General features: G+C 40.2%; 13 protein-coding genes. 11 read left to right on the plus strand and 2 right to left on the minus strand.

Annotated features, from left to right (window positions below; all coding sequences use genetic code 11):
- Positions 1-65: 65 nt before the first annotated feature.
- On the minus strand, positions 66-1,874 hold the full coding sequence (locus EHQ52_RS19575; protein WP_135617046.1) for a M23 family metallopeptidase: 1,809 nt from the start codon (positions 1,872-1,874) through the stop codon (positions 66-68).
- A 91-nt stretch (positions 1,875-1,965) separates the two neighbouring features.
- Between EHQ52_RS19575 and EHQ52_RS19580 the strand changes: the two genes are divergently transcribed.
- The 9 genes from EHQ52_RS19580 to EHQ52_RS19620 all read left to right on the plus strand — a co-directional run bounded on the left by EHQ52_RS19580 (position 1,966) and on the right by EHQ52_RS19620 (position 12,414).
- The gene (locus EHQ52_RS19580; RefSeq protein ID WP_135617047.1) at positions 1,966-2,526 is read left to right on the plus strand and encodes an LPS assembly lipoprotein LptE; all 561 of its coding nucleotides are present in this window, start codon (positions 1,966-1,968) and stop codon (positions 2,524-2,526) included.
- A 144-nt stretch (positions 2,527-2,670) separates the two neighbouring features.
- Complete coding sequence (locus tag EHQ52_RS19585) at positions 2,671-3,159, plus strand: Fur family transcriptional regulator (RefSeq protein ID WP_008595524.1); 489 nt, start codon at positions 2,671-2,673, stop codon at positions 3,157-3,159.
- Positions 3,156-4,280, plus strand: a complete 1,125-nt coding sequence (tgt, locus tag EHQ52_RS19590) for a tRNA guanosine(34) transglycosylase Tgt (protein ID WP_167492243.1) — start codon at positions 3,156-3,158, stop codon at positions 4,278-4,280. The genes EHQ52_RS19585 and tgt overlap by 4 nt, the downstream gene beginning before the upstream one ends.
- A 69-nt stretch (positions 4,281-4,349) precedes the next feature.
- Entirely contained in the window at positions 4,350-4,685 is a 336-nt protein-coding gene (locus EHQ52_RS19595) for an STAS domain-containing protein (RefSeq protein WP_008595243.1), read from the plus strand.
- A 43-nt stretch (positions 4,686-4,728) separates the two neighbouring features.
- A complete protein-coding gene (locus EHQ52_RS19600) occupies positions 4,729-6,321 on the plus strand; it encodes a lipoprotein LipL71 (protein WP_135617049.1) in 1,593 nt (530 codons plus the stop codon).
- A 145-nt stretch (positions 6,322-6,466) separates the two neighbouring features.
- Positions 6,467-7,339 carry a carboxylating nicotinate-nucleotide diphosphorylase gene (gene nadC, locus EHQ52_RS19605; protein WP_135617050.1) on the plus strand — a complete coding sequence of 291 codons (873 nt, stop codon included), beginning with the start codon at positions 6,467-6,469 and terminating at the stop codon, positions 7,337-7,339.
- Between the two features lie 2 nt (positions 7,340-7,341).
- On the plus strand, positions 7,342-9,375 hold the full coding sequence (locus EHQ52_RS19610) for a RelA/SpoT family protein (RefSeq protein ID WP_135617051.1): 2,034 nt from the start codon (positions 7,342-7,344) through the stop codon (positions 9,373-9,375).
- Positions 9,376-9,493: 118 nt separating this feature from the next.
- A complete protein-coding gene (locus EHQ52_RS19615) occupies positions 9,494-11,332 on the plus strand; it encodes an extracellular solute-binding protein (RefSeq protein WP_135617052.1) in 1,839 nt (612 codons plus the stop codon).
- 14 nt (positions 11,333-11,346) lie between these two features.
- A complete protein-coding gene (locus EHQ52_RS19620) occupies positions 11,347-12,414 on the plus strand; it encodes a hypothetical protein (RefSeq protein WP_135617053.1) in 1,068 nt (355 codons plus the stop codon).
- Positions 12,415-12,499: 85 nt separating this feature from the next.
- Here EHQ52_RS19620 and EHQ52_RS19625 read toward each other — a convergent pair whose 3' ends face one another.
- Complete coding sequence (locus tag EHQ52_RS19625; RefSeq protein WP_341867189.1) at positions 12,500-13,228, minus strand: TetR/AcrR family transcriptional regulator; 729 nt, start codon at positions 13,226-13,228, stop codon at positions 12,500-12,502.
- A 47-nt stretch (positions 13,229-13,275) separates the two neighbouring features.
- Between EHQ52_RS19625 and EHQ52_RS19630 the strand changes: the two genes are divergently transcribed.
- Entirely contained in the window at positions 13,276-14,697 is a 1,422-nt protein-coding gene (locus EHQ52_RS19630) for a flavin-containing monooxygenase (RefSeq protein ID WP_135617054.1), read from the plus strand.
- Positions 14,694-15,515, plus strand: a complete 822-nt coding sequence (locus EHQ52_RS19635) for an SDR family NAD(P)-dependent oxidoreductase (protein WP_135617055.1) — start codon at positions 14,694-14,696, stop codon at positions 15,513-15,515. Before EHQ52_RS19630 ends, EHQ52_RS19635 begins: the two co-directional genes overlap by 4 nt.
- Positions 15,516-15,762 lie beyond the last annotated feature (247 nt).

Consider the following 15,762-nt stretch of genomic DNA (forward strand, 5'->3'; position numbering starts at 1 on the left):
GTTTTCTTAACTTGGTGATAACTCTTCTCTTCTTTGCGGCTTTTTTAACTCTTTAGTCTCTAAAACTAAAATCTTACCAGATCAGTAAACCAATCGGAGGAATTTCCTGCGCGATCTTTAATTCGGATCTGAAGTAACATATACTTTTTCCAAGCGGAGAAAGTTTTAGGAAATTTAACGATTAGCATTTTACGGTCCCCGTCAAACTCGCTAGGATAAATTTCTCCTTCGAGTAAAACTTCTGCACCACCTGCGTAACCTGAGCCTGTGTCGGAAACGGTGTATAATCTTTCTTCTATCCCTTCTTCTTCCTGGCCCTTGATCCTTCTATGTCTTGTGATTAAGTATGGATAATTGACTGCAGGCTTTGCATCGTCAGTCAGGATTGCTAATGCTCCAAGTTTAGTGAGTAGAGCAATTTGGCCTTTTTGTCTTAAGGCAGACCATTTTTTAGAAGCCTTATCGTAGATATAGATCCCATCTTTTTTGCCAAGGGCAGCGCCTCTCCAAGTAAGTTCTGCTTCTCCCACCCAAGAAAGATCAGAAGATTCTAATTCATAAATAGGACCTTTGGATTTGAGGCCTTCTGGAAGTTTTAGATCTTCTTCCAATTTTTCGATCTTTTTGAAGATAAGAGAGCCTTGGCCGTACGTTGTTTTGTTTGGAGTTTTGATCTTCAGAATTCCATCAGTAGAATTAAATTCAGTTTTTGTGATAGAAGGTTTCTTCGAATTTACAGCTCCTACTTCTATTTCTAAGGGAAGAATAGAATGATTTCCTGCATGATCGGAAGCCTTGAGAACAAGTTTGACTATACTCCCAGTTTCAAAATTTCTGAGATCTATGCTCGGTCCTTTTGCAGGAAATAGATTATAAACATAAACAGGAGGATTTAAAGAAGAACGATTAGAATCGAATATATCATGATGGATCCTTGCTTCTTCATAACTCATTCCCCTAAAGGATCTTTCGTATAAGGGAACTTCTTCCTTATAAAGTCCTGCAAAGAATAAATTGTTTTTATTACGAGAAGTCATTTGGTCATAAGCGCCCAACCTAAAACGGACCCCTCCCGCAAGATTCAGTTTTTGGTTTCCTGGAAGTGCAAATCTACCTTCTCCTTTTTTTTCCAAAGGTAATCTTGCCTGGACTCCATCTTCTGAATCAACATACAATAGTAAAAGTTCAGGAGAAAATCTGTCTTTTCCTCTCAAAGGCAAATAGGGGAGAGGGTTTAAGGTTCCATTAGGTAAATGTAATTCAAAATGTAAATGGCTAACTCCAGTTCCGGATTCTCCGAGCCTTGCAATATTTTCTCCCTTGGGAAGATTATAAGAACCTGGAGAAAGTTTTACCTGAAATTCTCCGCCGCTAAGTAATGCCAAAGCTTCTCTCAGCAGATCCAAATCTTTTCTGAAACCTTTGAAATCCAGTAAGTGAGCAAACTTTGCTTTTAGAGTAGAACCTGAAGATTTTAAAATAATATTGGAGCCATATCCTTTTGTGGATTGGCCTATCGATTCTATATATCCTTGAAAAGGAGAAATTGCTGCGATCCCGTTCGTGTGGAATGTTTTAAAATCACAGCCCATATGGAGGTGATGCACTCTATATTCTGCATAAGAACCTGAGATAGGAGTTTCCATCTCCATCGGAAAACCTAAATTTCCAAGATCCGCCAAAACCTCAGGTGTAAGATCATCCCAAATATTTTTTTGAACGGGCGGGTTTGTTTTTAAATTGGGAGAAACTGCAGAAACCTTGGAACCAGTTTCGCCTGCTTTACCTTCTGCCCATGCGAGCATAAGTAGTAAAAATATTAGGCCGGATCGATACGGGATTTGTGGAAAAAGTTTTAGGAAATTTTTTCCCATTTGCGAATTCAGATCCGGTTCCTCTAAATTGTAAAGCCTGAAATCTGTGAAATTTTCTTGCCGCCTCATACTTGGGGAAAAGCCTGATGTTATGAGGCTTCTTGTTCCGATTTTTCTGGTTTTTTGCCTAAGTTCCTGTACCTACATTACTCGGGAGCCCGGCAATCCTCCTAAAATTGATGGGATCCCAATACCTGATTCCAAACGCACCATATATGTGCAGAATTTTCGGAATAATTCCTATGGGATCGCAATGCATACCACTCTCTCCGATCTGGTAAAACAAGAGATCAATTATCGAGGCAGATTTATCCAGACCAGGGAGAAGTCCCAAGCTGCATATCGTATCTACGGAGAGATCAGTCATTACCAACAAGTTGGAGCTCTTTTGGATCAGGGTGGCCAACAGCTAAGTAAAGAGATGTTCGTTGTCTGTAAGGTAGAACTCCAAAAAGCAGGCGGCGAAAAAATCCCATTAGAAAGAACTGAAATCCCAGCAAGGATCATCTATTCAGATCAAGTTGGATTTATGGAAACAGAGGGCCAGGCCCAGACCAGGTTACTCAAAATTCTCGCAGTCCGTATCGCAGAAGAAATGGAAAGAGCCTGGTATTATTCTATAGCGGGCAAGATAGAAGGTGAGGAAGAGTAGTATTTCATTTCCTAAAAATGAAATTCCACTTGATAATTCTCATAACCGGATCTTAAATTGTGGAAAAGAATATGAACATTCTGAGTTTCCTTGATCCGAAAGGAAAATTCTACAAACTAAGTTCCATATCTTTTCTCCTGAAAAATGAACAAAGACCGAGAAACTGAAATTCTGAAAACCGTAGACGATTCCATCCGGATGGAGATGAAAACTTTTTCTGACTACTTACAGAAGAAGGGACTAAAGATCACCAACCAAAGGATGTTAGTCGCAGAACGTATTTTCTCCCTGCACAATCACTTTACTGCGGAAAGCCTACTGGAAGAATTCAAGGACCAGAGGGATAAAATTTCCAAGGCCACCATCTACAGAATTTTATCTATCATGGTGGAGGCGAAGTTATTGCAGGAGCATAATTTCGGCCAAGATTATAAATACTACGAACATATTATAGGTCATACTCATCACGATCATATCATCTGTGGGGATTGCGGCAGGATCGTAGAATTCATGGACGAGAGGATAGAACAGTTGCAAGAGCAGGCTGCTGCAAGCAACGGATTTAAGATCACTGGTCATAGTTTGAATATTTACGGCACTTGTTTGGATCCGAATTGTCCGAACAAAAAATGATCTATAGATCCAGAGTAGAAGACCCAAATTCTTTCGCTCGAACCGGAACCTTATCGCTTAACGGAATAGAAATTCCAACACCAGTTTTTATGCCTGTGGGCACAAGAGGTGCAATCAAGTCCCTGGACTCTGACGACATAGATGAGTTAGGTTATGAACTGATCCTCGGAAACACTTATCATCTTTATCTTCGTCCAGGTACAGAGGTTCTGGAGAAATTTGGCGGACTTAAAAACTTTGTTTCTTACAAAAAAGCACTGCTCACAGACAGCGGTGGTTTCCAAGTTTTCAGTCTGAATTCTCTCGTAAAATTTAAGAAAGAAGGAGTGGAATTCCGCTCTCATATCGACGGAAGTCCCCATTTTTTCACTCCCGAGAAAGTGATCGATATCCAAAGAGCAATCGGCTCTGACATCATGATGGTTCTGGACGATTGTCCTCCCGGAGACGGAACTGTTTCTCGGATAAAAGATGCTCTAGATCGAACTCATCGCTGGGCAGAAGAAGCCGTGAATTACTGGGAGAAAGACAAACGTAATCAATTTCTATTCGGGATTTTCCAAGGTGGAACCAATTTAGATCTGAGATTGGAGAGTTTGGAGAAGATCCGCTCTCTTCCGTTCTCCGGAATTGCGATCGGAGGTCTCTCTGTGGGAGAACCCAGACCCGATTTTATCAGAACTATGGAAGGAATTTCCTCGTACACCGATCGGACTAGACCATTATATCTGATGGGAGTGGGGACTGTTCCTGATATTCTGGAAGGAGTTCGAAACGGAGTCGATATGTTTGACTGTGTTCTCCCCACCCGCAATGCTAGAAATGGGCAAGTGTTCACCTCTCAAGGAAAAGTGAATCTCAGAAATGAAAAATGGAAGTTTCGAGATGAGCCGATGGACCCAGAATGCGAATGCAAAGTGTGCAAAAGATACAGTATTGGGTATATCAGACACCTGCATCACGTGAAAGAGCTGAGTGCATTTTCCTTGAGCACGTACCATAATTTGCATTTTATGAAAAAGTTCATGAAAGAACTTCGACATTCCATCGAAGTTGGAAATTTCAGCGAGTTTTTTGTTAAATGGAAAAATTTGTACGAAACACCGGAAATTTCTCGTTGACTATATAGAGAATGACCCCCCTATTGTAGGATGGTTCAAACAGATAAAGAAAGGAGTTGCTGATTTTTTATGGAAATCACCAGAAGGGAAAGCGGTAACATCGTAATTCTGGACATCAATGGGGAGATAGATTTATACAATGCCCCTGAGATTAAGGATGTGATCGCAAAGCTCATTGAAGAGCAGAAATACTATACTATTATCAATCTGGAAAAGGTCTCTTATATCGACTCATCCGGAATCGGTGCTTTGATTTCCAGCCTCTCTAACTTAAAAAAATACCAGGGTGGACTTAAGATAATCAATGTTGCGGGTTCCGTAAGAAAGGTATTCGAATTAACTAAATTAACGTCATTCTTCGAGATCTTCGATAACGAAGCTGATGCAGTCGCTGCCTTCAAATAAGTAAGGCATATTTTTTAACGATCATCTGGCTGGTGCAAAATAAATGAAAACTTTTCGAGCTATATCGTTCCCATCTTTGGTACTAGGAGTCTTAGGATTCCTAGTTGCCTGTGGATCGGAACTACCTGTAAAAGAATTGGCGGAAGCAAAAACCGCTATCACTCGCGCTAAAGATGCAGGCGCAGAAAGATACGCTTCTGGAGAATTCGAGGAAGCTCGCAAAAGTCTTTTGACCGCTCATGAAAAAGCTTCTAACGAAGACTTGGGCGAGACTAAGAAAAGTGCTGAATACGCAAAAAGCAAGGCGTATGATGCATTAGAAAGATCTTATCCTCAATTAACTGAAGAGTCAAAGACCCAAGCGAATACCGCTATCAACGAAGCGGACGAGGCTTATGCTTCTCAGCTTGCTGCAGAACCTTATAATAATGCAGTAGAACTTAAGAAAGAAGGGGACACTCTAAGAGATAACGCAGACCGTACTTTGGAATCCTATCCTAAGGAATCCGGAGACGATGCAAAACTTAAGACACGTCTTACTGCTTTCGATCAGTACGAACAAAGTAATAAAAAATATCTGGAGTCCAAAAAGTCGGCATCTGATGCCAAGTCTTTGGCTCTTTCCCAAAAACAACAGCTGATCGATTCTCTTGCAGATATCGAAAAAAATCTGGATGATGCGGACAGATATGCTGGCGGACAAGACCCAGAAGTAGCGCAAACAAGAGAACGTTTGAATGCCGCTAAGGCAAAAATCGACGAAGGAAAGATCAAAGAAGGTTATTCCGAAATCGATGATATCCGCAAAAAATCAGCTGAACTCGTAGCAAAAAACATCCAAGCTTACGCACTCAAGAAGAAGGTAGAAGCAAAAGATTCTATCGGAAAAGCTAAGGATAAACTATCTGGAATCGATCAGTCTAAACTGAAATCCAGCAAAGATCTCCAAACTTCTTACCAAAGAGCAGACGAGAACTTAAAAGCAGCAGATGAATCTTTAGTTTCCGCAGAAGAGTTATATTCTTCCGAAAAATACGAAGATTCAATTGGTAGATCTGAAGAAGCGATCAGACTTTCTCGCATCGTAGTAGATCAGTCTGATGATATCGCAGAAAGATTGCGCACTGGATCTTCAGTAGCTGGTCGCAAAGGTGATGCAGGAGATAGTTCTTCTTCTACCAAAAAAGGAGAAGATTCAACTGCTTCTTCTTCCGGAGAACTTCCTGAAGGTTGGAAAAAATACGTAGTTCGTAAGAAAATTCCTGCAGATTGCCTCTGGAGAATTTCTGCTTACAAACAACATTACGGTACTTCTAAACTTTGGAAACGTATCTATGATGCGAACCGCGGCAAGATCAAAAATCCAAACTTGATCTTCCCTAAACAAGTATTGCTAATTCCACCTGCTAAAGGATCCACTAAGTTTGATCCCAAAAAAGCTCCTAAAAAGCAGACTGGAAGCGACAAAGTAGAAGCTTCTACTCCTGAAGAGAAGAAGGAAGAGACAACAACTCCTCCAGCTTCCACTTCTGAGCAAGAACCCGAAGAAGAAGAGCCTTCAACTCCGGCACCTTCTACAGAAAGTGAGCAACCGTCCGACTCTGGTGAACAGGAAAGCGACGAAGAAGCTCGTTGATAAAAGTCTAATATTTTAGCAACTCAACACAAATGGTTGGCTCGGAATTTTCCGGGCCTTTCTTTTTTCTATAGATTGAAAATTTCGAATTCCGCTTGATCCTCATTTATTATTCGAAACAGTTTTACTTAGCGGTGAATTCAAAGTGAAGAGGGCTTATACCAAGCCTATATCAGAGACGAGCGAGGCGGATTATTTTCCCCTGGCTAAAATGGCATGGGACGAGGATTGTCCTGACCAAGATATAACGTCAGTTTCCTTATTCTCTCCAGATCAAAAAGCGATCGCATACTTAAACGCAAGAGAAGAAGGAATTCTCTGTGGTAGCGGTGTTACTGAGGTGCTCTCCAAACTTTCTGGCGGAGATTTGCAGTTTAACTTCTTCTTTAAAGACGGAGAAAAATTCGTCAAAGGAGACAAGATTGCAGAGATACAAGGCAGTCTTCTCTCTATGTTACGTGTAGAAAGAATTCTTCTAAACTTCCTACAATATCTTTCCGGTATTTCTACTTCGACTAGAAAGATCGTAGATCAGTATAGGTCTAAGGGTATAATGATCCTGGATACCAGAAAGACACTGCCAGGTTACAGGAAACTTGCAAAGTATGCTGTGTACTGCGGTGGTGGTTCCAATCATAGATTGGATCTTTCTGAAATGGCGATGATCAAAGACAACCATTTGGCTTTATTCGGATCTGCAAAAATCCCTGTAGGAAAAATCAGATCCAATTTTCCAGGAAGAATGGTGGAGCTGGAAATAGATTCCTTGGACCAACTGGAAGACGCACTCGAAGCAGAACCAGACGTTTTAATGTTAGATAATTTTAATATACCTGATACACGAGAAGCCTTCCAAAAGGTAAAAGAAAAAAATCCTAAAATCCTAATAGAATGTTCCGGAGGGATCACTCCGGAAAAATTAGAAGCATTGTCCGAATTTCCTGGAGTAGGAGTGAGTATGGGATACATAACTCATACTACCAGATTTTTGGATCTTGGTTTGGATATAAGGACCTAAGAATGGGATTTGTTAAGGCTCCAGCCACTAAAGAAATGTTAATCGAAGGGGTTCGGGAAACCATGGGCCCCGAAGCCTTGGAAATGATCGAGAAGGCTTATAAGGTTTCGGAAGATTCTCACCAAGGGCAATTCCGTCTTTCGGGGGAACCTTATATAGTTCATCCTCTTCAGGTTGGTTTTATTTTATACGAGTTGGGTCTGGATGAGAAGGTAATCTCTGCTGGTATCCTTCATGATGTGATAGAAGACACAAAATACACAAGAGACGATATGGTCCGAGATTTCGGAACTGAGATCACTCAACTTGTAGAAGGCGTGACTAAAATTTCTCAGATCAAAAGCCAATCCAAAGAAACGGAAGCCGCTGAGAATATTCGGAAGATCATTATTGCAACCATCCAGGATATTCGAGTCATTCTGATCAAACTTGCTGATAAAACCCATAACATGAGGACTCTTTCTTTCCAACCTCCTGAAAAGCAAAGAAGGATCGCAAACGAAACTCTTTCCTTATATGCTCCCATTGCTGGACGGCTTGGTATTTATTCAGTTAAATCTGAATTAGAAGATTTAGCATTTCAGGTAATCTTTCCGGAAGAATACCAGGACATTAAAAAAAGGATCAGCGCCAAAAAATCAGAAAGAGAAGATTATATAGAAAAACTTCAGCTGATCCTGAAACAAAGGCTCGCTGAAATTCAGATCAACGCGAATGTCGAAGGAAGAGCAAAACATTTCTTCTCCATCTATCGTAAGATGAAAACGAAGGAGAAAACCTTCGACGAAATTTTCGATCTAAGAGCGATCCGTATCGTTACGGACGAGATCAAGGATTGTTACGGAGTACTCGGGATCGTGCATACACTTTGGTCTCCTGTCCCAGGTAGATTTAAAGATTATATCGCAACTCCTAAAACAAATATGTACCAATCACTTCATACAACTGTGATCGGTCCCGACGGAAAACCTTTAGAAGTACAGATCCGTACTGCAGAGATGAATGCGATCGCTGAATTCGGGATTGCTGCTCACTGGGTGTACAAAGAAGGAAAAACTCATGCTAACGAAAGGCATCTAACTGTGAAATGGTTGGAAGTCTTGCAGACTTGGCAGGATTCTTCTTTAGATCCTAAAGAATTTTTAGAAGAATTAAAATACGATCTTCATGAGGACGAGGTATTCGTTTTCACTCCTAAGGGAGAAATTATACAACTTCCTAAAGGTGCTACAGTTCTAGACTTTGCATTTAGAATTCATACGGATGTAGGTTTGCATTGTAAGGGAGCGAAGATCAACGGTAGAATGATCCCTCTTCGTACAGAACTTCGCAGCGGTGATCAGGTAGAAGTGGTTGTAGACAAAAGATCCAAACCTTCTCCCATATGGCTTCGTATTGTTAAAACTCCTTCTGCCAGACAAAAGTTACGCGCTTATTTTAGAAAACTCAGAGAAGAGACAAGCAAAGATCTGGAACAAGGTGCTGAGAGTGCAGGCGAACTTACTCTCAATGCAGAAGTGTTAGAAGAGCTTAAACGTAAACCTTCTGAAAAAGTTTCTAAACAGACTCAAGCGCATGGTCAAGTTGCAGGCGGAAAAATTTTAGTCGCAGGATTAAGAGATATTCCAGTTCGACTTTCAGGTTGTTGTTCTCCTCTTCCTGGAGACCAGATCATCGGTTTCGTAACTAGAGGACGTGGCGTTTCCGTTCACAAAAAGAATTGTAGCGTTGCATTAAAACAAAGAGAAGAAGAACAACTCAGACAGATCACAGTGGATTGGGACTATGGCCAAACAGAACCTGTACCTGTTCGAGTAGAAGTAAAAGCAAAAGATCGCCAGGGAATTTATCTAGAGATGGTAAAAAGTATTTCTGGGACCCAGACAAATATTCTGGAGGCAGGAGCTTCTACAGTCCAAAAAGATACTTTGATGGCTCGCTTCATGATAGAAGTAGAACATTTGGACCAATTGAAGGAGATCCTAGGCAATTTAAAACGGATCCCGGATGTGGTCTTTGCTCATAGGGTCAAATAGGGATTAGCTGTTAGGCTTTAGTCCTTCTATCTTTTCATCAAAAATTTTACATTTAAGTTTGCCTGAAATCGGGTTTTCCCGGAAGCTTTCGAACACGAACATTCCTAAGAGGTGCGCTTTGAACCTTGCTCTAAGAAATCCTAAATTCCTAAATATTTGCTATTTTATACTTTTATTATCTGTCATCACGTTTGTATCGAACGGATGTAAAGAGAAGGAAGAAGTCCAGATCTCAGTAGCGACTGAAGAACTTCCTTGGGAAGGAGATCCAAACAGTATCCCGGAAGCACTGAAAAAACCGAATCCTTCTGTTTCTCCTAACGCAAAAAGGGGAGGGACTTTTAGGATCTATAGTCATCAGTATCCTAAATCATTAAATGCATATTTAGAGCAATTTAGTACGACCGGGGAAATTTTTGATCTGATGTTTGAGTCCTTATTGGATCAGCATCCGATTACTCAAGAGTCTATACCTAGACTTGCTTCTTCTTGGAAAATTTCTTCAGACAAAAAAACTTTCACATTCATTCTAGATAAGAATGCCAGATGGAGTGATGGTAAACCGATTACTGCTAAAGACATATTATTCACTTATGAAACTATCATGGATAAAAAGAATAATACAGCTCTTCATCGTATCGATCTTTCTCGTTTCGAAGTCCCGAAAATAATTAATGATCATGAAGTGGAATTCACTCAAAAAGAGATCCATTGGAAAAACTTTAATTTTATCGCTTACAGTATTCAAATTTTACCAGAGCATCACTATAAAGGAAAAGAGTTTAACAAAGAAAATTTTGAATTTCCGGTAACCTCTGGGCCTTATGAATTGCAATCCGCCAAGAAAGGGATCTACATTAAAATGAAACGTAGAAACGATTATTGGGCAAGGGCTTATCCTTTTTTTAAGGGAACTTTTAATTTTGATACACTCATCTTCAAGGTATTTGCAGATGAGGCAGTTGCATTCCAGGCATTCAAAAAAGGTGATATAGATCTATATCCTGTATATAAAGCAGCAACTTGGGTGCAAGATACAACTGGAGAACCTTTCGATAAAAATTATATTGTTAAACAAAAGATCTATAATGACAAAAGATCCGGTTTCCAAGGCTGGGCATTCAATATGAGAAGATCCCCTTACGAGGATATTCGAGTTAGAAAGGCAATCGCTCATTTAGTGAACCGGAAAGTTATGGTGGACAAACTTGCTTTTGGAGAATACCAACTCACTGATTCTTATTACGGCTCCGTATGGGAAGAAGGACAATTGCCGAACCCTGCGATAGACTATAATCCTGATATAGCTAAAAAATTATTTGCAGAAGCAGGATGGAAACTTAATGCAAAGGGATTCCTGGAAAAAGATGGAAAGGAATTCGTAATGCATGTTTTGGAAAGAGAAAGAGGAACCGAAAAATATTTTACCTTCTTCTTAGAAAGAGCCAAGGATCTTGGAATTCAGGTAAAGATTGAGAATACTGATCTTGCTAGCTGGTCTGAAAGAATGGACAAATATAATTTTGATGTTACATGGGCGGCTTGGGGACCAGGCGGAGTTTTTCCAGACCCTGAACATCAGTGGTTTTCTAAATATGCAAATGAGAATGGCCAAAACAATTTTAATGGATTCAATAATCCAGAAGTGGACAAACTCATCGAGCAGCAAAAAACTGAATTCGATATTAAAAAAAGAACGGAAATCATAAAGAAGATAGATAAGATCTTAACTAAAGAAGTTCCTTATGTTCTTCTTTGGGGAATTAAATCCACAAGAGTTCTTTATTGGAATAGATTCGGAACTCCTGATAATCCTCTTTCTAGATATTCAGGTGAAGGTGCTGCCAAATATTATTGGTGGATCGACGAAGAAAAAGACAAGGCCTTAGAAAATTCTAAGAAGAACAAAACGGCTCTTCCTACTTATAAAAGAGACTTGTACTATCAGTCCAAATAAGGTTTGGGATTTTAATGGCGAAGAAAGGAAGATTCAGTGAATTCGGAGATGCGATCCGAAATTTTTGGAACTCTCCTGGGATCCCAAGCTTTATAGAGATCCTGGAAAAGGGTCTAGATAAGGAATTATTTTTTGATCCGGATAGGACAGATTCTCAGATCCCAAAAGAGGATCTGCCTATCGATTTTCGGCTTAGACAATCAGGCTTTGCTCGTAAATTTTACGAAAGACTTTTTCCTGTATCTCACGTATTTCGTATAACGCATAGATATGGTAGAGAATTTTTAGATAATTTTATGCCTCTCGCTTCGGAGAATTATATTGGAAGAGGCTCATATAAATTTGTATACACACTTCCTTGGAACCAAGTTGTTAAAATAGGAAAATCCAAACTTCCATCGGATCCTATTTTTGGTTCTTTATATAAAGAAGTGCAGAATAATCTGGAACGTTATTTAAAAACGGAAGAAATTGGGCTCATGCATCATTTGCAAAAATCTGCATGGGGAGAATCCAAAAGAGACGAGATCCGTTTTAAATTTGCTCGTTTAGGATTGGAAAGACTTCATTATTGGAAGTTAAAAAGCCTAATCCCTGATCTTGTGCTTCCGACTAGATTTTTTATGGGCCTACGTTATAGAAGAAGTCCTTTCGGCGTTCCAGTAGTCACACTGACGCCCTGCGACAACCAGAACTTATTGCCTGGAAAACATCTAAAAGAATTCATTCGATTAAATGAGAAGGTGAGACAAAATCCGATCCAGGATGCACTTTTCCCAAAATGGAAATTGAATTTTGATACTCATAGATTCGGGATCATCAATAAATCCAAACTCAAGAAGATCGCCTTAGACTTCCATAGAGTGATAGAAGTAACTCGTTATCTTGCTTCCGAAGAAAAACTGATCTTCGATATCCATTCCGAAAATATCATTATTACTATCCCTGACTTCGAACTCAAAATTTTCGATTACCATGTTTTTGATGAACATCTATATGAGCCAAGCAAGGAAAACCCTTCACCTGAAGTGGATCATATTAATTTAATCAAAGAGTTTGTAAGTTCTTTTGAATTAGGGTAGGAGACGCAGAGAGGAGGGCCATTTGTTGGAGTTCCTGCGAGTGGGATTACTCAATCTCTTTGAGAGATCTTAGAGGTTTAGATTTTCATTTATTTTTTTTACGTGAGGACTTTGAGAGATCTATCAGGGATTTTAGTCTGAGCCTAAATATTTCCTGACATTCTTTAAGGATTTCTTCTCCTTCTTTCTTTTCGATTTCTCCAGCAAAACGGACAATTGTCCCCATCGTATGACTCAGAAAGAGAGCGAATGGTTTTAGATCGTTTTCTTTTAAGCCCGGCAAACAACGTAATGTGGTCTTTACTATAAGTTCTGCATTTCTATATGTATCCAAATTATCTTCCGAAACTAATTCAGGAATCGCTCTTGCTCCTGCCCAAAGATTCGCAAGTGCGGTATCACTTCGGAAAAATTCCGCAAATTGTAAAATTGCTTTTTCTCCTGCGATTTCTAACTCTTCTGCATTGGTAACCTGATCTAGTAATGTTTTTGTTTCGGCATATATTCTGTCATAATAATCTCTCATAATTGTTAGAAGGAGAGTATTCTTTCCTGGAAAATATTGGTACAAAGACCCGATCTGTATTCCGGCAGACTGGGCGATTTCCCTCATGCTAACAGCATCTATTCCCTTTTCTCCAATCAATTCCTTTGCAGTTCTGAGGATCAGATCCAATCTTTCTTTGCTTCGGGATTGTACGGGTGTGCGTTGGCCCTGCTTCATAGGAAATACAGTTATATTTCCTCTTCTTCTCGGACTACTTTTTTCTTTTGGAGCCGATTTTTGTTTGACTTCTTTCTTAAAAATGATCAATGATCATTTATTAAAAAAGAACATTGATCATTTTTGTGAGGAGAAGTATGAACGAGCAAGCCGAAGTTTCCAATTCTAAAGAAGTCCAAAATTATTCAGGCCATTACTGTATAGTGGGGGCGGGGCCTGCTGGTCTATCCATGGCGAGATCTTTGAAATCGAAGGGAGTTCCTTTTCATGTGATTGAGAGGTATAAGGATGTGGGAGGGATTTGGGATATCGAAAATCCGGGATCTCCCATGTATGAAAGCGCTCATTTTATTTCTTCGAAATATCTTTCCAATTATGCGGATTATCCGATGCCGGAAGAGTATCCGGATTATCCATCCAATCGCCAGATCTTAGCATATCACCGGGCCTTCGCTAAAGAATATGATCTATATCGACATATCAAATTTAATTCTTCGGTCCAGTCCATCCAACAGGAAGGAAAAAAATGGTTAGTTAAACTTTCTACTGGAGAATCAGGACTGTATGAGGGAATCATTTGTGCAAGCGGGATCACTTGGTCTCCGAATATTCCAAAATTAGAAGGCCAAGAAACGTTTCGAGGAGAGGTAATACATAGCGTAAAATATAAAAATATTTCTTCTTTTCGAGGAAAGAGAGTGCTCGTTGTGGGAGCAGGAAATTCAGGATGTGATATTGTATGCGACGCTGGAGTTGCTTCAGACCAGGCATTCATCAGCGTGAGGAGAGGTTATTATTTTATTCCAAAACATATTTTTGGAATGCCGGCTGATGTATTCGGCGACGGGGCACATTGGATCCCGAACTGGTTCTCTCAGTGGGTTTTTGGGATTATCTTAAAATTATTAGTTGGAGACTTGACTAAGATCGGTCTTCCCGCTCCCGATCATAAAATTTTTGAAACGCACCCTATAGTCAACGATCAACTTCTGCATAATTTGCGTCATGGGGATGTGATCGCAAAGGGTGATATCTCCAAATTGAACGGAGAGTTTGTAGAGTTTAAGGATGGTTCTAAGGAAAGGATCGATCTGGTCGTACTTGCGACAGGATATGAGTGGGCGATCCCATACATGGAAGGAAAATATTTCGAATGGAAAAACGGACGCCCAGAACTTTATCTTACTCTATTTAATCGCAAGTATGAAAATCTTTATGCTCTTGGTTATATGGAAACAGACGGTGGGGCATACAAAATGTTCGATGAAATGGCTAATTTAATTTCTTCTTATATAGATGCGAAACGAAAAGGGAATAGTTCTGCTAAAAAATTTGAAAAGTTGATTCGAACAGATAGGCCGTTATTAAACGGAGGCATTCATTATCTGAATACAGGACGGCACTCGGTATACGTGAATCAAGTCGCTTACAAGAAATATCGTTCTATGATCCAACGTAAAATGGAATGGCCTGAATTAAAATCAGGACAATTTGATGTTTTGAAAAAGAAACAGAAAAATATAAATTCTCCATCTCAACTTGCGGGAGTAGTGCGATGAAGACCGCCTTAGTTACCGGTGCAGGGGGCGGGATAGGGGAGGCTATCGCCATACGATTGGATAAAGCGGGATACCAACTTGTACTTTGTGATATCAAAAAAGAAAGAATGGAATCCGTTTCGAGTAGGCTTTCTCGTAAGCCGGAATTGATTGCCTGCGATTTAACAAAACAAGAAGAAGTGGAGTCGATGGTCTCCATTTTGAATTCTAGATTTTCCGATCTGGAAGTTTTAGTGAATAATGCTGGATACGCAAAGGAAGGTCCTTTTCTGGATCAAAATATTTCGGAGATAGATCGCCATACCGGTATCAATCTTTTAGGACCGATCCGGCTGATACATGCAGTAGTTCCAATGATGCTCCGAAAAGGAAGCGGTTCTGTGGTAAACATAGTGTCTATTGGAGGGATCATCGCTCTTGCAGACTCTGCTTTATATTCCGCTACCAAATTCGGACTTAGAGGTTTTTTAACTGCGATCCATGAGGAGTTGAAGGGAACAGGGGTTAAAATTTCCGGTATATATCCCGCTGCAGTAGATACTCCTATGTTATTGCATGAAGCTTTGAACGGAGGGACCGTATTGAATTGGTTGAATGCAGTAAAATCTCCTGACGATGTTGCAAGTGCAGTTCTTAGAGGGATCAGGACCGGCAAGTTGGAAATCTATGTTCCATATGGCGACGGACTGAGCTCTCGTCTCGCTGCGCTATTTCCTTGGCTTGTAGGTAAACTTTCTCCCGTTCTAAAATGGTTGGGAGAAAAGGGACGTCGCAGATGGCTTCGTAAAAAAGGCATCGATTATAGAGACGCAGTGTAAGAAGTAAGAGCCGCTGTTTAATGGCACGCAGAGCCGCAAAGACGCAGAGTTTTTTAAAAGGGTTTTTAACATTAGATTTAAACTCGTGAAGGAACTCCTACATGGGCCTTCTTCTGTTTGTCAAATGAACCCTCATTTTTCCGTGTTCTCTGTGAACTCCGTGCGAAATCTTTTAACCTCTTGGCGGCTCCGCGACTCTGCGTGAGACAGAAACTTAGCGACTCTGCTATCTCTGTGTCTCTCTTCA

This window comes from Leptospira koniambonensis (genome assembly GCF_004769555.1).
Taxonomy (GTDB): domain Bacteria; phylum Spirochaetota; class Leptospiria; order Leptospirales; family Leptospiraceae; genus Leptospira_B; species Leptospira_B koniambonensis.